The organism is Tessaracoccus rhinocerotis (assembly GCF_007197885.1).
Classification (GTDB): Bacteria; Actinomycetota; Actinomycetes; order Propionibacteriales; family Propionibacteriaceae; genus Arachnia; species Arachnia rhinocerotis.
The window spans coordinates 953,756-972,367 of record NZ_VKKG01000001.1 but is presented as its reverse complement, the minus strand read 5'-3'; the positions used below and the strand labels follow the sequence as shown (position 1 = coordinate 972,367).

The window sequence follows — 18,612 nt, the reverse complement described above, 5'->3', positions numbered from 1 at the left end:
GCCGAGCGAGAGCCCCGCGCCCAGCGAGTCTCCTGAGCCGAGTGAGTCGCCCGAGCCGAGCGAGAGCCCCGCGCCCAGCGAGTCTCCTGAGCCGAGTGAGTCGCCCGAGCCGAGCGAGAGCCCCGCGCCCAGCGAGTCTCCTGAGCCGAGTGAGTCGCCCGAGCCGAGCCAGAGTGTCGGCCCGAGCCACAGTGTCGATCCGAGCGAAACTTCCGATCCGGATCCGACGCCCACGGTGACGGCGAGCTCCGGCCCGGTCCCGACCAGCGCCCCGCAGCAGACCCACAGGCCGGGGCCCGGGCTCCCGTCGACGGGTGGGCAGGCGGACGGCGGCGTGATCTGGATGACCGCCGCGGCGCTGGCCCTGGCTGCCGCCGGTATCGGCGTCGGGATGCGACGAGCCAGGAACTGATCGCGGTGGGGGATTGACACCCCTGAATGGGAATCGGGCGGTTGCCGAGGAAACTCGGCACCGCCCGATTCTGCATCTGGCCCATGTTACCGGCACCCTGCCCGGACCTTATGTGGGGGGTGCCCCACATCTGGCCTTGGGTAGGTGTTTTGATTGGCACATGAGTCCACGAAAGATCGGCGTCACCGAGCTGGCACTCCGCGACGCGCACCAGAGCTTGATGGCCACGCGCATGGCTACCGAAGACATGGTCGATGCATGCGCCGACATCGACGCGGCCGGGTACTGGTCCGTCGAGTGTTGGGGTGGTGCGACCTTCGACTCCGCGATCCGGTTCCTCAACGAGGACCCCTGGGAGCGGCTCCGCACGTTCCGCGAACTGATGCCCAACTCGCGCCTGCAGATGCTGCTGCGCGGCCAGAACCTCCTCGGCTACCGCCACTACGAGGACATGGTGGTGGACAAGTTCGTCGAGAAGTCCGCCGAGAACGGCATGGACGTGTTCAGGGTTTTCGACGCCCTCAACGACCCCCGCAACATGGCCCGTGCCATGGCCGCGGTGAAAAAGGTCGGCAAGCACGCCCAGGGCACGATCTGCTACACCGTCTCCCCGGTCCACACCGTCGACGGCTACATCAAGCTCGCCGGCCAGCTGCTGGACATGGGCGCGGAGTCCATCGCCCTCAAGGACATGGCCGCCCTGTTGCAGCCGCAGCCCGCCTACGACATCGTGCGCGGCATCAAGGAGACCTACGGCGACGTCCAGATCAACGTCCACTGCCACTCCACCACCGGCGTCACCCTGGTCAGCCTGATGAAGGCGATCGAAGCCGGTGCCGACGTCGTGGACACGGCCATCTCGTCGATGTCGCTCGGCCCGGGCCACAACCCGACGGAGTCGCTCGTCGCGATGCTCGAGGGCACCGAGTACACCACTGGCCTGGACATGGAGCGCCTGCTGCGCGTCCGCGACCACTTCCGCAAGGTGCGCCCGAAGTACAAGGAGTTCGAGTCGAAGACCCTCGTTGACACCGACATCTTCTCCTCCCAGATCCCCGGCGGGATGCTCTCCAACATGGAGAGCCAGCTGAAGGCCCAGGGAGCCGGTGACAGGATCGACGAGGTCATGGCCGAGGTTCCGTTGGTCAAGGCCGACGCCGGGCAGCCGCCGCTGGTCACCCCGTCGTCGCAGATCGTGGGCACCCAGGCCGTGTTCAACGTCCTGATGGGCCGCTACAAGGTGATGACCGGTGAGTTCGCCGACCTGATGCTGGGCTACTACGGCGAGTGCCTCGGAGAACGCAACGCCGAGGTGGTCGAGCTCGCAAGGGCACAGACCAAGAAGGAACCCATCACCGAGCGTCCCGCGGACCTGCTCCCACCCGAGTGGGACGAGCTGACCAAGCAGGCCGACGCGCTGCCGGGCAGCAACGGGACCGAGGAGGACGTGCTCACCAACGCCATGTTCCCCGGCGTCGCGCCCGCCTTCTTCGCCACCCGCGCCGAGGGCCCCAAGAGCGTCGCCAAGTCCGAGGCGCAGCTCGCGGCCGAGAAGCAGGCCGCCGGCTCCGCCCCGCAGGGCATCGCCGGTCCCATCAAGTACAACGTCACCTTCGCCGGACGCCAGCACAGCGTCTCCGTCGAGCCAGTCTGAGGAGCAGTTGGATGAGCAAGCAACACACCATGGCAGATCGCCTGGCCCAGCTCGCCGAGAAGCGCGCCACGGTCGAGGCAGGCGGCGGTGAGGCGAAACTCCAGAAGCAGCGCGACAAGGGCAAACTGACCGCCCGCGAGCGCATCGAGTCGCTGATCGACGCCGGCTCCTTCCAGGAGACCGGAGCGTTCCGGCGCAACCGCACAACCACCTTCGGCATGGACAAGGCCGACATGCCCGCCGACGGCGTGGTCACCGGCTCCGCGTCCGTGCTCGGTCGCCCGGTGCACCTGGCCAGCCAGGACTTCACCGTCGTGGGCGGGTCCGCCGGTGAGGCGCACTCCATCAAGGTCACCGAGATGCTGAACGCCTCCCTGCAGACGGGCACGCCGTTCATCTTCATCAACGACTCGGGCGGTGCGCGCGTCCAGGAGGGCATCGACTCCCTCTCCGGCTACGGCAAGGTGTTCTACGCCAACGTCCTGCTGTCGGGGGCGGTCCCGCAGATCTCGATCATCTCCGGCCCCTGCGCCGGCGGCGCGGCGTACTCGCCGGCGCTGACCGACTTCATCATCCAGACCCGCAAGGCCCACATGTTCATCACGGGCCCCGGCGTGATCAAGCAGGTCACCGGCGAGGAGGTCAGCCAGGACGAGCTCGGTGGCGCGGACGCCCACATGTCCCGCTCCGGCGTCGTGCACTTCGTGGCCGACGACGACGAGCAGGCCATCCTGATCGCCAAGAAGCTGCTCAGCTTCCTGCCGCAGAACAACACCGAGGACGCCCCCATCGTCGACCCCGACGACGTTGTGGAACCGAACCCGGTGCTGCGTGACATCCTGCCCGAGCAGGCCAACAAGGGCTACGACGTCCGCGAAGTCATCGCCGAGATCGTCGACCACCGTGACTTCCTCGAGGTGCAGGCCGGCTGGGCGATGAACATCGTCGTCGGATTCGGCCGGATCGTGGGCCGCACCGTCGGCATCATCGCGAACCAACCCTCGGTGATGTCCGGCGTCCTGGACATCAACTCCTCGGACAAGGCATCGGCGTTCATCCGCTTCTGCAACGCCTTCAACATCCCCGTGGTGAACCTCGTCGACGTCCCCGGCTTCCTGCCCGGCGTCGCCCAGGAGCACAACGGCATCATCCGCCACGGCGCGAAGATGCTCTACGCATACTCCGCGGCCACGGTCCCGAAGATCACCGTCGTGCTCCGCAAGGCCTACGGCGGCGCCTACCTGGCGATGTGCTCGAAGGACCTCGGCGCGGACAAGGTGTTCGCGTGGCCGACCGCCGAGATCGCCGTCATGGGGGCCGAGGGCGCCGCGAACGTGGTGTTCCGCCGCGAGATCGAGGCCGCCGAGGACAAGGAGGCCCGCCGCGCGGAGCTGGTGGAGGAGTACCGCGAGACCTTCTCCACGCCCTACATGGCGGCCAGCCGCGGCCTGGTGGACGACATCATCGACCCGGCCGACACCCGCCGTGAGATCGCAGTCGCGCTCGAGCTGCTCGTCGGCAAGCGGGAGATCCGCCCCGCCAAGAAGCACGGCCTCGGACCGGTCTGATCGGAGATGGTAATGGAAACCAACCAGGAGGAGCTTGTCGCGCGGCTCGCTGCGCTCGTCGAGAAGGTCTCGATGCTCGAGGCCAGAGTGGCAGAGCTCGAGTCCGAGCAGGAGATCCCGGAGGAGGACCTGGTGGCCATCGGTGCCGCCGTGGCCGCCTACTTCGGCCACAAGGCCAAGGTCAGGGCCGTGCGCTTCGGCAGGCAGTCGAGCTGGGCAGCCGCCACCCGCGAGCGGGTCCACGACCGTCGAGTCCCCCACGTCCGTTGATGAGCACAGGAGAACCACGATGAAACTGAAGGTGACCGTCAACCAGACGGAGTACGAGATCGACGTCGAGGTGGAGGACGAGAAGCCCGAAGGCCTCGGGCCGATCATCATCGGCGTCAACGCCGGGTCGAACCAGATCCCCACCAAGGCCTCGGTGTCGGCGGTCAGTTCCAACGCCGTCGTCGCCCCGCTGGCCGGGTCAGTGGCACGGATCCTCGTCGCCGAGGGCGACGAGATCGAGGCCGGGCAGGTGATGCTGATCCTGGAGGCCATGAAGATGGAGACCGAGATCACCGCGCCCTCGTCCGGCACCGTGGCACGCATCCTCGTCGCACCCGGCGAGGCGGTCCAGGGCGGCCAGGCGCTGATCGAGTTCTGAGTCCGGGAGTCGGCAGGGCTGTGGCCCTGTCGACTCCTCTTGCGCTTCGGCCTGCTCCCGGCCCCACCGCCGGTGACCGCCGAGCCGCTAACATTCCGGCCACAGGGGTGTAGCACCCGGGGGTGGGCGACGTGGACACAGCAGTGATCGGCAGGGATGCCGAACTCGCCGTCATCGAGCGTGCCTTCGAGCAGGCGGCCCGCGGCACGGCCAGCCTGGTCTGGGTACAGGGACCCGCGGGTTCCGGGAAGAGCGCGCTGATCGATGCCGCCGTCGCACGTTTCCACGACCGTGACGACGGGCCCGGACTGGTGTGGCGGGTCACGTGCGACGCCCCCGAGCAGCTGATCGAGCACGCGATCAGCGAGCAGTTGCTGCGCCTCTCCGACGACGTGCCGGATGCTGGCGGGTTCCGGCTGGAGGAGGAGACCCGCCCCCACCACGTGGCGGTCGAACTCTTGCGACGGCTGTCCGAGCGCGCCCGCGAGGCGACGGTGCTGCTGGTGGTCGACGACGCGCACTGGTGCGACCATTCCTCCCGCCAGAGCATCCGGTTCCTGCTGCGCCGGATCGAGCACATGCGGGTCGCGGTCATCGTCGCCCAGCGACCCACCCCCGGTGGACCCGACGGTCCCGAACGACTGAGGGGACCGATGCGGCTCGAGCGCATCGACCTGCACGGGCTCTCGGTGGACGGGGTGAGACAGCTGATGGCGGCGCGGGGGATCCCACTGACCCCGCGGGCGGGCAAGCGACTGCACACCCACACCGCGGGCAGCCCCCAGCTCATCGTCGCGCTTGCCTCCGAGCTGAGCCGGGAGGTGCTCTCGGCCGGCGAGGGGGCGCTGCCGGCCCCGGCCTCGTTCACCGACTGGGTTCGCCGCGTCTACACCGAGGCCGAGGCCGACGTCCGCTCCGTCGTGGCGGCCGTCACCGTGGTCGGGGCGCCGACGCCGCTGCCGATGCTCCGGGCGATGACCGGGTGCGAGACGCTCGCGGAGGCGATCGACAGTGGGATCGAGCTCGGCCTGCTGCGGATGGTGTCGATGGGCCAGGGGCGCCTGGTCGACGTCGAGCACGCCCTGGTGCGCTCGGCGGTGCAACAGTCCATCGGCTTCGCCGAGCACCTGGCCCTCCAGCAGCGCGCCTCCGAACTGGTGGGCGACCCGGTCCTGGCCATGCTGCACAGGCTCCAGGCCAGCGTCGAGCACGACGCCCAGCTCGCCGCCGAGGCCGTCGAGCTCGCCGAGCAGCAGGTGGCCTCCGGTGCCGTGCTCGCATCCGCCCGGCTCCTGACGCTGGCGGCAGCGGTCGTGCCTCCGGCCCGGCGGCAGGAGTTGCTGTTGCGCGGCGCCGCGCAGCTGTTGCGGATCGGGGAGGTGCGGTGGGCGCAGCAGGTGCTCGAGGCCGTCGAGCGTGAGCGGCAGGAGGAGCCGTCGGCCGCCGAACTGCTGGTCGCGGGCCACCTCGCGACCCAGCTCGGCGACCCCGCCCGGGCGAGGTCGATGCTGGGACGGGCCTACGAGGCGGGCACGGACCCGCGGGTGGTGGCAGGGGCGGCTGAGCTGCTCGCCTACCTGAACATGGACGCCGGGGCCGGCGAGGAGGCGCACGCCTGGGCCCTCCGCGCACTGGAGGCGGCGGATCCGGACCAGGGTGCGCTCGAGTGCGCGGGCACGGTGCTGGTCTCGGCCGGAGCTCTGCTGGACGACCTCGCAGGCGTACGGTCGGTCCTGCAGCGGCACATCGGCAGGTTCGAGGGCACGGACAGCCTGCCCGACATCACTCTCGGGCTCGCCCTGGCGGAGCTCTGGACGGGACGACACGGCCAGGCCGACGAGCTGCTCACGCGGCTGCGGGATCCGGCCGACGGCGGCGCGGCGGTGCTGCGCACCACCACCCGGCTGGCGCAGGCCGAGCTTGACTACCGCACCGGCCGCTGGGAAGCGGTGCTGGCCACCACCGACTCCGACCTGGCCCTCGTCGACGAGGGCTGGGACACGAGGGTGGCGCCGATGACGCTGGCGGTCGGGGCCTACGTCTGCGCGGCGCGTGGGGAGTACGAGCGGGCGGAGGCCTTCATCGTGCGCGCCGAGTCGCTGATCGAGGGCATCAGCAACCTGCCCAGTTGGCTGATGACCAGACTTGCCAGGGCGCGGATGGCCCTGGCGATGGGGGACCCCGATCGGGTGGTCAGCCTGCTGCTGCCACTGGCCGAGCCCGGGGCTGCGGGCGGCGTCCCCGAGGGCGTCCACGCCTGGCGCGCGGACCTGGCCGAGGCACTGCTCGCCATCGGCTTGGCGGACGAGGCCGGGGACGTGCTGGAGTCGGCCGAGCTCGACGACGACCCGCACGCCGCGACCGGCCTGCTGCGGGTCCGCGCCGGCCACGCCGTCGCCGTCGGGGACACCGCCCTGGCAGAGGAACTGCACCGCCGCGCCGTCGAGCCCGGAGCTCGGGCCAGCGGGGCCTTCGTGCACGCCCGGGCCCTCCTGGCTGCCGGTGCGTTCACCCGCAGGCAGGGTCGACGACGCGAGGCGGCAGGGCTGCTGGAAGAGGCGTTGGCCGGGTTGACCGAGCTGGGAGCCGCGCCGTTCGCGGAGCAGGCGCGGATGGAGCTGCAGCTGTGCGCGCTGCGTCGCTCGGCGTCGGACGCCCAAAAGCTGACGCCGGCGGAGGAGGCGGTGGCGCGGCTGGTGGTGGCCGGCCACACCAACAAGGAGATCGCGGGCACGCTCGTGGTCAGCATCAAGACGGTGGAGTCGCACCTCGGGCGGATCTTCTCGAAGCTCGGAGTGCGCCACCGGGTGGAACTGGTGACGCTGCTCGCCGCGCGCGGCCGGCGGCTGCCTCCGGGCTCCGGGCCGTCGGGGGAGGGCGGCAGTCGGTAGGTGGGTCACTGCCCACGGCGGGCACCGCGAAGTGGTGCAGCGCCGCGGAACTAGACTGTCGGTCATGTCGCCTGGAAGCCCGCCGCCGTCCGGCTCGCCCGCCTACCTCTCGGGCCTCCTGCTCGCCGGACGGGACGTCCTCGTGGTGGGGGCGGGCGCGGTGGTCGAGCGCAGGCTCGGGCGGCTGCTCGAGGTGGGCGCCCACGTGCGGGTGGTGGCCCCGGAGGCCACGCCGGCGATCGCAGCCCTGGACTCGGAGGGCCGGATCGCCTGGCGGCGCCGCAGGTTCGTCGACGGGGACCTGGACGGCGCCTGGTACGTGGTGGCGGCCACCGACTCCACGGAGGTCAACGCCGCGGTCGCGGCCGGCGCCGAGGCGCGCCACACGTTCTGCGTCCGCTGCGACGACGCCCCCGCCGGATCCGCCTGGACGCCCGCCACCCGCAACATCGACGACGTGACGGTGGCCGTGATCGGGAACCGTGACCCGAAGCGCTCCCGGCGACTGCTGGGCGTCATCGCGGAAGCGCTCGGAGGTGCCACCGAATGAGGTTCGAGATCCTGCCCGGGACGGTCACCCTCGTCGGCGGCGGGCCCGGGGACCCCGGCCTGATCACCGTCGCCGGGCTGGAGGCAATCCGGCAGGCGGACGTGCTGCTGCACGACCGACTGGGCCCGGTCGAACTGATCGCGGAGGCGCCCGAGGGTGCGGAGGTGGTCAACGTCGGCAAGATCCCGCACGGCCACTTCACCCCCCAGGAGGAGATCAACCGGCTGCTGGTGGAGCACGCCCGCGCCGGCCGTCGAGTGGTTCGGCTCAAGGGCGGGGACAACTACGTCTTCGGCCGCGGCGGCGAGGAGTGGCAGCACTGTGCCGCCGCCGGGATCCCGGTGCGGGTGGTGCCGGGAGTGACGTCGGCGGTGTCGGTGCCCGCCGTCGCCGGCATCCCCGTCACGCACCGCAGCCTCGCTCAGGGATTCTGCGTGGTCAGCGGGCACGTGGCGCCGTCGGACCCGCGCAGCACCGTGGACTGGGCGGCGCTGGCCGCGTCGGGTCTCACCCTCGTGATCCTGATGGGGGTCAAGCAGTTGGGGGTGATAGCCGAGGCCCTGGTGGCAGGCGGACTGCCCCCGAGCACCCCGGCCGCTGTGGTGGAGGACGGCACCACGCCCGGGCAGCGGGTGATCCGCGGCACCCTCGCCGACGTCGCGGACCGGACCGCCGCCTCGGACGTGCGGCCGCCGGCGATCGTCGTGGTGGGCGACGTTGCCGGCTTGGACCTGAGCGTCGGCGCACACCCCCACTGAGCAGTTCGGGACGCGAAAGCGGAGACGTCGGACGTCTGTTCTATGGTGCTTGGAATCTGTTGCAACGATGCCAGGAGTCCGTCCATGCGCAAACCCCGCCGCTCCACCCGAACGCTGATGCTCGGCGTGGTCGCCACCCTCCTGGCCACCACCGGCCTGGCCATCCAGCCCGACGCCATCCCCCGGGCGGCCGCCGAGCCCGTCACCGCGGAGACGGCCAGACCCGCCGACGGACTGGCCGAGGGCCTCGAACTGGTGGAGCTCGCAAACCGGGGGGAGAGCTGGCTGCGCTACCGCACCCCCGCGCTGACGGTCGCCCCGAACGGTGACCTGCTGGCCTTCTACGACGGGCGCCCCAGCATGGCTGACCTGCCCAGCAACATCGCGATGTTGATGCGCCGCTCCACCGACGGCGGCGTCTCCTGGCTGGACCAGCAGGTGGTTCGCCAGTCGCCGGCCCCCAACGGCTTCCCGTTGGTCGAGTAGGGCGCTCCGCGCCCGTGTCGAGACCCGCCCCGCGTTCCCGTTGGTCGAGTAGGGCGCTCCGCGCCCGTGTCGAGACCCGCCCCGCGTTCCCGTTGGTCGAGTAGGGCGCCCAGCGCCCGTGTCGAGACCAGGGTTATCCACAGCCCGCACGACACCCATTGGAGTTTCGACTCACAGAGAAGGACACTCGACCCCATGCCGTGGGTATACATGCTGGAGTGCCGTGATGGTTCCTACTACGTGGGAAGCACCCGAAGTCTGGAAGCAAGGGTCGAACAGCACATGTCAGGCAGAGGCGCTGCCTACACGGCACGTCTACTGCCTGTGAAATTGGTCTGGGCGACGGAGACGGAGAACGTCGGTGATGCGTTCGAGTTGGAGAAGAAGATTCAGAACTGGTCGCGGGCCAAACGCCAGGCGCTGATCGAAGGTCGGTTCGCGGACCTGCCGGCGTTGTCGAGGTCGGCCTACCGCCGGACGACGGAGTAGGCGTGTGGTCTCGACACGCGACCGGCGGGGAACCTCGTTGGTCGAGTAGGGCGCCCGGCGCCCGTGTCGAGACCTTGCCGGGTGTGGTCTCGACACGCGCTGCTCGTTCCTCGCGGCGCTACTCGACCGGCGGGGGAGGGTTTCCTCGCGGCGCTACTCGACCGGCGGGGGACCTCGTTGGTCGAGTAGGCGCCCGGCGCCCGTGTCGAGACCTTGCCGGGTGTGGTCTCGACACGCGCTGCTCGTTCCTCGCGGCGCTACTCGACCGGCGAGGGAGGGGGTCCTCGCAGTTCTACTCGACCAACGGGAGCGGCCCGTGGGCTCAGGCGGTCCAGGTGTCGGTGCCCGTGATCAGGGACTGCAGGTGGGCAGCGCGGTCGGCGGGGTCCGGCATCCGGACCTGGGCACGGGCTGCGTCGTCGTGGACGGGGCGGTCCACGTCGCGGAAGATGCCGATCGGAGACTGGCTCAGGCCCTGGTCGTCGGTCAGTGAGGCGATCGCCACCGCCTGGGCGACGTCGTCGGAGCGCTCGTCGTGGACGACGACGGTGCGGTCACCGACCTCATGCGTCGGCACCACGTCGAGGCGCCCGGTGACGGCGTCGCGCACCACGCTGCGGGAGCCACCGGCGAAGGTGATCGGCTCGCCGTCGCGCAGGGGGATGATGGCCGGCGAGTCGGGCTCCTTCAACCCGTCGAAGACGCCGTCGTTGAAGATCGGGCAGTTCTGGTAGATCTCGACCAGCGAAGCGCCGCGGTGCTCTACGGCGCGCGTCATCACCTCGGTCAGGTGCGCACGGTTGGAGTCGACGGTGCGCGCCACGAACGTCGCCTCCGCACCCAGCGCCAGCTTCACCGGGTTGAACGGGGCGGACACCGATCCGGCCGGGGTGGACTTGGTGACCTTCCCCGTCTCGGAGGTGGGCGAGTACTGCCCCTTGGTGAGGCCGTAGATCCGGTTGTTGAACAGCAGGATCGTGATGTTGGTGTTGCGGCGCAGGGCGTGGATCAGGTGGTTGCCGCCGATGGACAGGGCGTCGCCGTCGCCGGTGACCACCCACACCGCCAGGTCCTCGCGCGCCATCGCCAGACCGGTGGCCAGCGACGGGGCCCGGCCGTGGATGGAGTGCACGCCGTAGCTGTCCAGGTAGTAGGGGAACCGGGAACTGCAGCCGATGCCGGAGATGATGACAGTGTTCTCACGCCTGACCCCGAGCTTCGGCATCAGCGACTGGAAGGCGGCCAGCACGGCGTAGTCGCCGCAGCCGGGGCACCAGCGCACCTCCTGGTCCGAGACGAAGTCCTTGCGGGTGGTCGGTTCGATCGCCAGCGGCACGCCGGCCAGGCCTCCGAGGGTGGGGCCAGAGGTGAGGGTGGTCATCGTTCATCCCTTCTGTCGATGATGTCCAGCAGGTCGGCCTCGAACTCCGACGGCGAGATCGGCAGCCCACGCACGCGCGAATAGGGCTCGACGTCGACGAGGTACTTGGCGCGCAGCAGCAGCGCCAACTGTCCCAGGTTCATCTCGGGGGCGATCACGCGCTCGTAGGAGCGCAGGATGTCCCCGAGGTTGCGGGGGAACGGATTGAGGTGGCGCAGGTGGACAGTGGCCACCTTGCGTCCCCTGCGACGCACGCGCCGCGCCGTGGCCCCGATGGGCCCCCAGGTGGATCCCCAGCCGATGACCAGGACGTCGGCCTCGCCGGAGGGGTCGTCCACCTCGAGGGCGGGGATGGAGTCCGCGATGCCGTCGACCTTGGCCTGCCGCAGCCCGACCATCAGTTCGTGGTTGGCCGGGTCGTAGGAGATGGTGCCGGTGCCGTCGGCCTTCTCGATTCCGCCGATCCGGTTCTCGAGCCCGGGGGTGCCGGGGACGGCGAGGGGACGGGCGAGCTTGTCGTCGCGCAGGTACGGCAGGAACTTGCCGTCGGGCCCGTTTGGCTCGGTGGCGAAGTCGGGGTGGATCTGGGGCAGCGCCGCGAGGTCGGGCACGCGCCACGGCTCGGCTCCGTTGGCGAGGTAGCCGTCGGAGAGCACGATCACGGGCGTTCGGTACTCGAGCGCGATCCGGGTGGCCTCCACTGCGACGTCGAAGCAGTCGCCGGGGGACTGCGCGGCCAGCACCGGGACGGGGGCCTCCCCGTGGCGCCCGAACACCGACTGCAGCAGGTCTGCCTGCTCGGTCTTGGTGGGCATGCCCGTCGACGGCCCCGCCCGCTGCACGTCCACCACCACCAGGGGCTGCTCGAGCATCAGCGCCAGCGAAATGAACTCGCTCTTGAGGGCCATGCCCGGACCGGAGGAAACGGTGACGCCGAGGTGCCCGCCGTAGCTCGCACCCAGCGCCGCCCCGACGGCCGCGATCTCGTCCTCCGCCTGGAAGGTCATGACGCCGTGGTCCTTGTGGCGCGAGAGCTCATGCAGCACGTCGGAGGCCGGGGTGATCGGGTAGGCGCCCAGGAACAGCGGCAGCCCGGACTTCGCGGCTCCCGCCATCAGCCCGAGCGCGAGGGCCTTGTTGCCGGTGATCTGGCGGTAGGTGCCCGACGGCAGGGGCGCGCGGCGGACCTCGTAGCGGACGGTGAAGTCCTCGGTGGTCTCCCCATAGTTGTAGCCGGCCAGGTAGGCGGCCCGGTTGGCGTCGCGGATCGCGGGCTTGTCGCCGAACTTCCGGTCCAGGAACTCCAGCGTGGGATCCGTCGGGCGGGAGTACAGCCAGGTCAGCAGGCCAAGGGCCACCATGTTCTTCGACCGGGCGGCGTCCTTGCGGCCGAGCCCGAACTCCGCGACTGCGGCCGTCGCCAGTCCGGTCAGGTCGACCGGGTGCAGTTCGTGGTCCTCGAGCGAGCCGTCGGTCAGCGGGTCCTCGGCGTAGCCCACCTTGGCGAGGTTGCGCCGGGTGAAGTCGTGGGTGTCGACGATCAGCAGGCCATCGCGGCGCAGGTCGTTCACGTTGGCCTTCAGCGACGCCGGGTTCATGGCGACGAGGACGTCGGGCCGGTCGCCGGGGGTGCGGATGTCGTCGTCGGCGAAGTGCAGCTGGAAGCTGGAAACGCCCGCGATGGTGCCCTGCGGGGCGCGGATCTCGGCGGGGAAGTTGGGCAGCGTGGCGAAGTCGTTGCCGAGCGCGGCGGCGTCGGCGGTGAACCTGTCGCCGGTGAGCTGCATGCCGTCTCCGGAGTCCCCGGCGAAGCGGATGACGACGCGGTCCAGCGGGGTTGCGGTCACTTCAGGGTCGACTTTCTCGTGCATCATGCGACTTTCTGCGACGTGGTGCCGGTCGCGGCGAGGTACCGGCTGGTGATGGCGTCCAGGAGCCTCGGGTGGATTCCGATGGGCTCCGCGACCACCCGCAGCCCGAGGGCCGCGATGTGGTCCTGGTACAGGCCGGGGCCGAGCGCGTGCGTGGCGACGGCGAGGTCGCGGTGGCCCTGCGCCCGCAGTTGCGCCGCGGCGTCAGGCAGCGACGGTTCGGAGGCGAATATGAAGCCGGCCTGGACCGGTCGGCCGACGATGCGGGAGAGCCGGTTCGCGGTGGCCAGCACCTCTGCCGTCGCTCCCAGCCGTCGGGAACCGATGGCGGCCAACACGACGGCGTCGACGGGTGGCCCCGCGGCACGGAGCCGGTCCGCGATCGCGTGGACGAGTTCCGGCCCCACGTGCTGCGTGGCGACGGCGCGGCCGCCGGAGTGCTCGACCGCCTCGACGATGTCGTGGGCGACGTGGTAGCCCGCCGCCAGGAAGGCGGGCACGATGACGGACCTCTCGAAGCGCTGCACCGTCTCCCCGAGCAGCTCGTCGTGGATGTCGACGAATCCGAGCTCCACCGGGACCCCCGGCAACCGTGACGCGACCGCCCTGCGAAGAGCCTCTGCGAACCGGGTGCCGCGGCGCCGCCGCGTCCCGTGGAGGGCGATGACGAGGGTGGGGGGTCTCGACACGGACGCTCGTTCCTCGCGTCCTACTCGACCAGCGGTGGCTGGGGTGGGGGGTCTCGACACGGACGCTCGTTCCTCGCGTCCTACTCGACCAGCGGTGGTTGGGGTGGGGCCTGGTCGACCAGCGGGTGACTCGGCCATCAGATGGACCAGTTCAGCGTCGTGTCCAGCGGGACTGCGGCCTCGTCGGAGAACGCCTCGTCGCCGCGGATCATGCCGGCGGCAAGGTTGGTGCCGGACTGGGGATCGACCAGCAGGAACGAGCCGGTGCGCCTGGAGGTCGAGTAGGGCTCGCCCATGATCGGTGCTGCCAGTCGTAGTCGGACACGGCCGAGGTCGTTGAGCTCCAGGGCATCGGTGTGCTGGGGGCGCAGCGTGTCCAGGTCCAGCCGCCCGTCGATGTCCCGGACCACCGCCTGCGTGGTGCGGGTGGTGTGCTTGACCAACACCTTCTGGCCCACGCGCAGTGGCCGCTCGGCGAGCCAGGCCACCATGCCGTCGAGGTCCTGGGTCGGCTCCGGGGCGTCGGCGACGCCGGCGATCAGCTCGCCGCGCGTGATGTCGATCTCGTCGGCCAGTCGCAGCGTCACCGACTGGGGCGCGAACGCCTCGGTGAGCTCCCCGTCGGCGGTGTCGATCCCGACCACGGTGGTCTCGCGCCCGGACGGCAGCACGACGACGCGGTCGCCGACGCGCACCACCCCGGAGGCGATCTGGCCGGCGTAGCCGCGGTACTCGACGTACCTCGGGTCCCGCGCGGCCCCCTGGGGGCGGATCGGCAGCTGGACGGGGAACCTGAACGAGTGCTCGGTGGCGTCGGCCGGCGGCAGCTCCTCGAGCAGCTGCAGCAGCGTCGGGCCCTCGTACCAGGTCAGCCTGTCGGAGCGCTCGACGATGTTGTCTCCCACCAGCGCGGACACGGGCAGCACGTGGATGCTGGGTACCCCGAGTCCCTCGGCGATGCGCACGATGTCCGCGCTGATCTCCTCGAACCGGTCTCGCGAGTAGTCGACGAGGTCGATCTTGTTCACGGCCACGACGATGTGCGGCACGCGCAGCAGCTGGCCGACGGCGAGGTGACGGCGGGTCTGCTCAAGGGCACCCTTGCGGGCGTCCACGAGCAGCACCAGCGCGTCGGCCGTCGAGGAACCGGTGACCGTGTTGCGGGTGTACTGCACGTGTCCGGGGCAGTCGGCGAGGATGAAGGTGCGCCGCGCCGTGGCGAAGTAGCGGTAGGCGACGTCGATGGTGATTCCCTGCTCCCGCTCGGCGCGCAGGCCGTCGGTCAGCAGGGCGAGGTCGACGTGGCCGAGGCCCTTGGCGCGGCTGACGCGCTCGACGGACTCCAACTGGTCCGCCAGAACCGCCTTCGAGTCGAAGAGGAGCCGCCCCACGAGGGTGGACTTGCCGTCGTCCACGCTCCCGGCGGTGGCGATGCGCAGCAGGGTGCTGGTGCCGGGCGTGCTGCTCGGACGGTTGAACTCGTGCATCAGAAGTAGCCTTCCTTCTTGCGGTCTTCCATGGCGGCCTCGGTGACCCTGTCGTCGGCGCGCGTGGCGCCACGCTCGGTGATGCGGGTGAGGGCAACCTCCTCGATGACGTCGGCCGCGGTGCGGGCCTCCGACTCGACGGCGCCCGTGCAGGACATGTCGCCGACGGTTCGGTAGCGCACCTGCCGCCTCTCGACCGCCTCGCCGTCCCGGGGCTGGGAGACGTCCCCGACTGCGAGCCACATCCCGTCGCGCCGGAACACCTCGCGCTCGTGGGCGTAGTACAGCTCCGGCAGCGAGATCGCCTCGGCCTCGATGTAGCGCCACACGTCCAACTCGGTCCAGTTGGACAGCGGGAACACGCGCACGTGCTCGCCCGGCCGGTGCCGCGGGTTGTACAGGTTCCACAGCTCCGGGCGCTGGTTGCGGGGGTCCCACTGGCCGAACTCGTCACGCAGGGAGACCACGCGCTCCTTGGCGCGGGCCTTCTCCTCGTCGCGGCGGCCGCCGCCGAAGACCGCGTCGAAGCGGCCCTCGACGATGGCGTCCAGCAGCGGCTGCGTCTGCAGCTGGTTGCGGGTGCCGTCGGCGCGCTCCAGCAGGCGACCGTCGTCGATGTAGTCCTGGACGCTGGCAACCACCAGCCGCAGCCCCAGCCGGTCGACGGTGGCGTCACGGTGCGCGAGGACCTCGGGGAAGTTGTGCCCGGTGTCGACGTGCATCACGGGGAACGGCACCGGTGCGGGCCAGAACGCCTTCGCCGCGAGGTGCAGCATCACGATGGAGTCCTTGCCGCCGGAGAACAGCAGCACCGGACGCTCCAGCTCGGAGACGATCTCGCGGAAGATGTGGATGGCCTCGGACTCGAGGGCCTCGAGGTGGGTGAGTGTCCTGCCGGCCACAGCGGTGTCGCTCATGCGGATTCCTTCTCTCCGGGGGCCACGTGCAGCCCGCATTCGGTCTTGGCGTGCCCGGCCCAGCGGCCGGAACGGGGGTCTTCGCCCGGCGCGACGGGGCGGGTGCACGGTTCGCACCCGATGGAGGGATAGCCCTCGTCGAGCAGGAAGTTCACGGGTACCCCGTGGGTGCCCGCGTACTCCATGACCTGCTCGGTGCTCCAGGCGGCGACGGGGTTGATCTTGACCATCTGGTGGGCGGCGTCCCACTCGACCACCTGCGTGCTCGCGCGCAGCGAGTTGTCCTCGCGCCGGACGCCGGTCACCCAGGCCTCGTAGCTGGCCAGCTCCCGGTTGATCGGCTCAACCTTGCGCATCGCGCAGCACGCCTGCGGGTCCCTGTCGTGCAGCCTCGGGCCGAACTGGGCGTCCTGCTCGACGACCGTCAGCCTGGGGAGCGCCTCGACGATGCGGACGTCGACGGTGTGGGCGAGGGCGTCCCGGGTGCCGATGGTCTCGGCGAAGTGGTAGCCGGTCTGCAGGAACAGCACGTCGACGCCGGGGACGTGCCGGGCCGCGAGGTGCGGCACGACGGTGTCGGCGGCCATCGAGCAGGCCACCACGAGGTTCCTGCCGAAGGTCTCGGCGGCCCAGGCCAGCACCTCGTCGGCTGAGGCGTCGGCGAAGCGCGTGGCGGCCTCCTCGGCGATGGCGCGCAGCTCCTCGCTGCTGCGCACGCGGCCCGGGCCGTGCGCCGGTGGTGCGATCGTGGTCATCGCAGGGACTCCTCGTCGCTGCGGTGCGCCCACTCGGAGAACGTCTCGCCGACCGTGCGCCCGGCGAGGTAGTTGCGCACCACCCGCTCGACGTAGTCGGGCAGGTCGGCCGCCGTGACCTTCAGGCCGCGCAGGGTGCGGCCGAGGCCGGGCTCCTCCCGGTTGTCGGAGGCCAGTCCACCGCCCAGGTGCACCTGGTAGGCGAACTCGTTGCTGCCGTCGGCCCCACGCGCGAGCTGACCCTTCAGGCCGATGTCGGCCACCTGGATGCGGGCGCAGGAGTTGGGGCAGCCGTTGACGTTGAGCGTGATCGGCGTGTCCAGCTCCACGCCTGCCAGCCGCTGCTCCAGTTCGGCGATGGTCTCGCGCGCGGTGTCCTTGGTGTTGACGAAGCTGAGCTTGCAGAACTCGATGCCGGTGCAGGCCATCGTGTTGCGCCGGAACGGGGAGGGCTTGGCGGTGAACCCGATCTCCTCGGTCGCCGCGGTGAGCTCATCCACCGCGTCGGGGCGGACGTCCAGGACCAGGACCTTCTGGTGCGGAGTGAATCGGATCCTTCCCGAGCCCGCCGCCTCGGCCAGGTCAGCCAGGGCCAGCAGGCGGGTTCCGGAGGCCCGCCCGACGGTGGGGGCGAGACCGACGTAGAGGTTGCCGTCCTTCTGCTCGTGGACGCCGACGTGGTCACCCGGGGTCCTGGCGGGCTCGGGGGCGGGGCCGTCGGGGAGGCGGTGGCCGAGGTACTCGGTCTCCAGCACCTCGCGGAACTTCTCCGGGCCCCACTCCGCCAGCAGGAACTTCAGCCGGGCCTTGTTGCGGAGCCTGCGGTAGCCGTAGTCGCGGAAGATCCGGATGACGCCGTACCAGACGTCCAAGGCCTGCTCCTCGGTGACGAACGCGCCCAGCCGCTCGGCCAGGCGGGGCGTCGTCGAGAGTGCTCCGCCCACCCACAGGTCGTAGCCGGGGCCGAGCTCGGGGTGGTTCACGCCCACGAGCGAGATGTCGTTGATCTCGTGCACGACGTCGAGGCTGGGGTGCCCGGTGATGGCGGTCTTGAACTTGCGGGGCAGGTTCGCGACCGTCTCGTCGCCGACGTAGGTCTCCACGATCCTGCGGATGACCGGCGTCGGGTCGATGATCTCGTCCTTCGCGATCCCGGCCACGGGCGAGCCGAGGAACCCGCGCGGGGTGTCGCCGCAGGCCATGGTGGTCTGCATGCCGACCTCCTCGAGCCGCCGCCAGATCTCCGGGATGTCCTCGATAGCCACCCAGTGCAGCTGGATGTTCTGCCGGTCGGAGATGTCGGCGGTGTCGCGGGCGAAGTCCTTCGAGATGTTCCCGACGACGCGCAACTGCTCGGTCGTGAGCGCGCCGCCGTCGATGCGGATTCGCATCATGAAGTAGCGGTCGGACAGCTCCTGGTCGCTGAGCTTGCCGGTCTTGCTGCCGTCGAAGCCCTGGGCGCGCTGGGTGTAGATGCCCAGCCAGCGGAAACGGCCGAAGGCGTCGCTCTCCGGGATGGAGTCGAAGCCCTCCTTCGAGTAGATCTCCTTGATGCGCCGGGCCACGTTGAGCGGGTTCTCGACCCCCTTCATCTCCTCGTTGGGGTTCAGGGGCGCGGTGCCGTCGACGAGCCACTGGCCGTTGGACTTGCCGGACGCGGACGGGCGGACACGGTCGCTGGTGCTGGTGGTGGTCATGGTTCCTTCTGGGGGTGGGGCTGCACAGAAAGGGGCCCGATGAACCGGGAGGTGATCCGGGCTCAGTCACGGCCCGGAGACTTGGGGGTTGTCGGGCGTCAGTTGCCCGGACACATGGCGGATGCGACGCGCACCAGGTCCACGTGAGCCCTGCTCACGAGTCTGGGGTTGCGGCTGTGCTTCATGGGTGAGGAACCTACGCGGAATCCGGGGTCACCGGAACCCCAGGATCTCAGGCACTGGACGCCTCCCGTGGCCCTGAGCGCAACGTTCTCCACAGGCGAACGGGTATTCCCACAACCCCGACGAGTTTCAGGCGAATGTTGCGCAGGGTCGCTGCTCGGGGAGGGCCTCTGGC

Annotated in this window: 18 protein-coding genes; 10 read left to right on the top strand and 8 right to left on the bottom strand. The window is 70.5% G+C overall.

The features are described from left to right. Positions 1-343 precede the first annotated feature (343 nt). From FOJ82_RS17015 to FOJ82_RS04635, 10 genes are all read left to right on the top strand, one after another. Complete coding sequence (locus FOJ82_RS17015) at positions 344-412, top strand: hypothetical protein (RefSeq protein ID WP_425472477.1); 69 nt, start codon at positions 344-346, stop codon at positions 410-412. Between the two features lie 160 nt (positions 413-572). Then, the gene (locus tag FOJ82_RS04675; RefSeq protein WP_143937244.1) at positions 573-2,066 is read left to right on the top strand and encodes a methylmalonyl-CoA carboxytransferase subunit 5S; all 1,494 of its coding nucleotides are present in this window, start codon (positions 573-575) and stop codon (positions 2,064-2,066) included. 11 nt (positions 2,067-2,077) lie between these two features. Beyond that, positions 2,078-3,634 carry an acyl-CoA carboxylase subunit beta gene (locus FOJ82_RS04670; protein ID WP_143937243.1) on the top strand — a complete coding sequence of 519 codons (1,557 nt, stop codon included), beginning with the start codon at positions 2,078-2,080 and terminating at the stop codon, positions 3,632-3,634. 12 nt (positions 3,635-3,646) lie between these two features. After that, the gene (locus FOJ82_RS04665; protein WP_221933014.1) at positions 3,647-3,904 is read left to right on the top strand and encodes a hypothetical protein; all 258 of its coding nucleotides are present in this window, start codon (positions 3,647-3,649) and stop codon (positions 3,902-3,904) included. 19 nt (positions 3,905-3,923) lie between these two features. Further along, on the top strand, positions 3,924-4,283 hold the full coding sequence (locus FOJ82_RS04660; RefSeq protein ID WP_143937241.1) for a biotin/lipoyl-containing protein: 360 nt from the start codon (positions 3,924-3,926) through the stop codon (positions 4,281-4,283). A gap of 131 nt (positions 4,284-4,414) precedes the next feature. After that, complete coding sequence (locus FOJ82_RS04655; RefSeq protein ID WP_185975617.1) at positions 4,415-7,174, top strand: helix-turn-helix transcriptional regulator; 2,760 nt, start codon at positions 4,415-4,417, stop codon at positions 7,172-7,174. 64 nt (positions 7,175-7,238) lie between these two features. After that, entirely contained in the window at positions 7,239-7,724 is a 486-nt protein-coding gene (locus FOJ82_RS04650; protein WP_143937239.1) for a precorrin-2 dehydrogenase/sirohydrochlorin ferrochelatase family protein, read from the top strand. Then, positions 7,721-8,482 (top strand): uroporphyrinogen-III C-methyltransferase, encoded by a 762-nt coding sequence (gene cobA, locus FOJ82_RS04645; RefSeq protein WP_143937238.1) that lies wholly within the window; start codon positions 7,721-7,723, stop codon positions 8,480-8,482. The genes FOJ82_RS04650 and cobA overlap by 4 nt, the downstream gene beginning before the upstream one ends. Before the next feature lie 84 nt (positions 8,483-8,566). After that, positions 8,567-8,968, top strand: coding sequence for a sialidase family protein (locus FOJ82_RS16130; RefSeq protein ID WP_185975616.1), 402 nt, complete (start codon positions 8,567-8,569; stop codon positions 8,966-8,968). A 195-nt stretch (positions 8,969-9,163) separates the two neighbouring features. Then, entirely contained in the window at positions 9,164-9,457 is a 294-nt protein-coding gene (locus FOJ82_RS04635) for a GIY-YIG nuclease family protein (RefSeq protein WP_143937237.1), read from the top strand. Between the two features lie 322 nt (positions 9,458-9,779). Here the strand turns inward: FOJ82_RS04635 and FOJ82_RS04630 are convergent, their stop codons facing one another. The 8 genes from FOJ82_RS04630 to FOJ82_RS17010 all read right to left on the bottom strand — a co-directional run bounded on the left by FOJ82_RS04630 (position 9,780) and on the right by FOJ82_RS17010 (position 18,439). Continuing rightward, positions 9,780-10,838 (bottom strand): 2-oxoacid:ferredoxin oxidoreductase subunit beta, encoded by a 1,059-nt coding sequence (locus tag FOJ82_RS04630; protein ID WP_143937236.1) that lies wholly within the window; start codon positions 10,836-10,838, stop codon positions 9,780-9,782. Beyond that, on the bottom strand, positions 10,835-12,712 hold the full coding sequence (locus FOJ82_RS04625; RefSeq protein WP_143937235.1) for a 2-oxoacid:acceptor oxidoreductase subunit alpha: 1,878 nt from the start codon (positions 12,710-12,712) through the stop codon (positions 10,835-10,837). The genes FOJ82_RS04630 and FOJ82_RS04625 overlap by 4 nt, the downstream gene beginning before the upstream one ends. Beyond that, positions 12,709-13,398 carry a sirohydrochlorin chelatase gene (locus tag FOJ82_RS04620; RefSeq protein WP_185975615.1) on the bottom strand — a complete coding sequence of 230 codons (690 nt, stop codon included), beginning with the start codon at positions 13,396-13,398 and terminating at the stop codon, positions 12,709-12,711. Before FOJ82_RS04620 ends, FOJ82_RS04625 begins: the two co-directional genes overlap by 4 nt. 137 nt (positions 13,399-13,535) lie before the next feature. Beyond that, positions 13,536-14,885 carry a sulfate adenylyltransferase subunit 1 gene (locus tag FOJ82_RS04615; protein WP_143937233.1) on the bottom strand — a complete coding sequence of 450 codons (1,350 nt, stop codon included), beginning with the start codon at positions 14,883-14,885 and terminating at the stop codon, positions 13,536-13,538. Beyond that, positions 14,885-15,802, bottom strand: coding sequence for a sulfate adenylyltransferase subunit CysD (gene cysD, locus FOJ82_RS04610; protein WP_221933013.1), 918 nt, complete (start codon positions 15,800-15,802; stop codon positions 14,885-14,887). The genes FOJ82_RS04615 and cysD overlap by 1 nt, the downstream gene beginning before the upstream one ends. Next, positions 15,799-16,557: a phosphoadenylyl-sulfate reductase gene (locus FOJ82_RS04605; protein ID WP_143937231.1), complete on the bottom strand. Its 759-nt coding sequence runs from the start codon at positions 16,555-16,557 to the stop codon at positions 15,799-15,801. Before FOJ82_RS04605 ends, cysD begins: the two co-directional genes overlap by 4 nt. Continuing rightward, the gene (locus tag FOJ82_RS04600) at positions 16,554-18,254 is read right to left on the bottom strand and encodes a nitrite/sulfite reductase (RefSeq protein ID WP_143937230.1); all 1,701 of its coding nucleotides are present in this window, start codon (positions 18,252-18,254) and stop codon (positions 16,554-16,556) included. The genes FOJ82_RS04605 and FOJ82_RS04600 overlap by 4 nt, the downstream gene beginning before the upstream one ends. Positions 18,255-18,352: 98 nt before the next feature. Then, the gene (locus FOJ82_RS17010) at positions 18,353-18,439 is read right to left on the bottom strand and encodes a putative leader peptide (RefSeq protein WP_425472476.1); all 87 of its coding nucleotides are present in this window, start codon (positions 18,437-18,439) and stop codon (positions 18,353-18,355) included. Positions 18,440-18,612 lie beyond the last annotated feature (173 nt).

Coding starts and splice junctions, on each gene's coding strand:
- FOJ82_RS04675 (WP_143937244.1), top strand. CDS start 573: ATGAGTCCACGAAAGATCGGCGTCACCGAGCTGGCACTCCGCGACGCG.
- FOJ82_RS04670 (WP_143937243.1), top strand. CDS start 2,078: ATGAGCAAGCAACACACCATGGCAGATCGCCTGGCCCAGCTCGCCGAG.
- FOJ82_RS04665 (WP_221933014.1), top strand. CDS start 3,647: ATGGAAACCAACCAGGAGGAGCTTGTCGCGCGGCTCGCTGCGCTCGTC.
- FOJ82_RS04660 (WP_143937241.1), top strand. CDS start 3,924: ATGAAACTGAAGGTGACCGTCAACCAGACGGAGTACGAGATCGACGTC.
- FOJ82_RS04650 (WP_143937239.1), top strand. CDS start 7,239: ATGTCGCCTGGAAGCCCGCCGCCGTCCGGCTCGCCCGCCTACCTCTCG.
- cobA (WP_143937238.1), top strand. CDS start 7,721: ATGAGGTTCGAGATCCTGCCCGGGACGGTCACCCTCGTCGGCGGCGGG.
- FOJ82_RS16130 (WP_185975616.1), top strand. CDS start 8,567: ATGCGCAAACCCCGCCGCTCCACCCGAACGCTGATGCTCGGCGTGGTC.
- FOJ82_RS04635 (WP_143937237.1), top strand. CDS start 9,164: ATGCCGTGGGTATACATGCTGGAGTGCCGTGATGGTTCCTACTACGTG.
- FOJ82_RS04630 (WP_143937236.1), bottom strand. CDS start 10,838: ATGACCACCCTCACCTCTGGCCCCACCCTCGGAGGCCTGGCCGGCGTG.
- FOJ82_RS04625 (WP_143937235.1), bottom strand. CDS start 12,712: ATGATGCACGAGAAAGTCGACCCTGAAGTGACCGCAACCCCGCTGGAC.
- FOJ82_RS04615 (WP_143937233.1), bottom strand. CDS start 14,885: ATGCACGAGTTCAACCGTCCGAGCAGCACGCCCGGCACCAGCACCCTG.
- cysD (WP_221933013.1), bottom strand. CDS start 15,802: ATGAGCGACACCGCTGTGGCCGGCAGGACACTCACCCACCTCGAGGCC.
- FOJ82_RS04605 (WP_143937231.1), bottom strand. CDS start 16,557: ATGACCACGATCGCACCACCGGCGCACGGCCCGGGCCGCGTGCGCAGC.
- FOJ82_RS04600 (WP_143937230.1), bottom strand. CDS start 18,254: ATGACCACCACCAGCACCAGCGACCGTGTCCGCCCGTCCGCGTCCGGC.
- FOJ82_RS17010 (WP_425472476.1), bottom strand. CDS start 18,439: ATGAAGCACAGCCGCAACCCCAGACTCGTGAGCAGGGCTCACGTGGAC.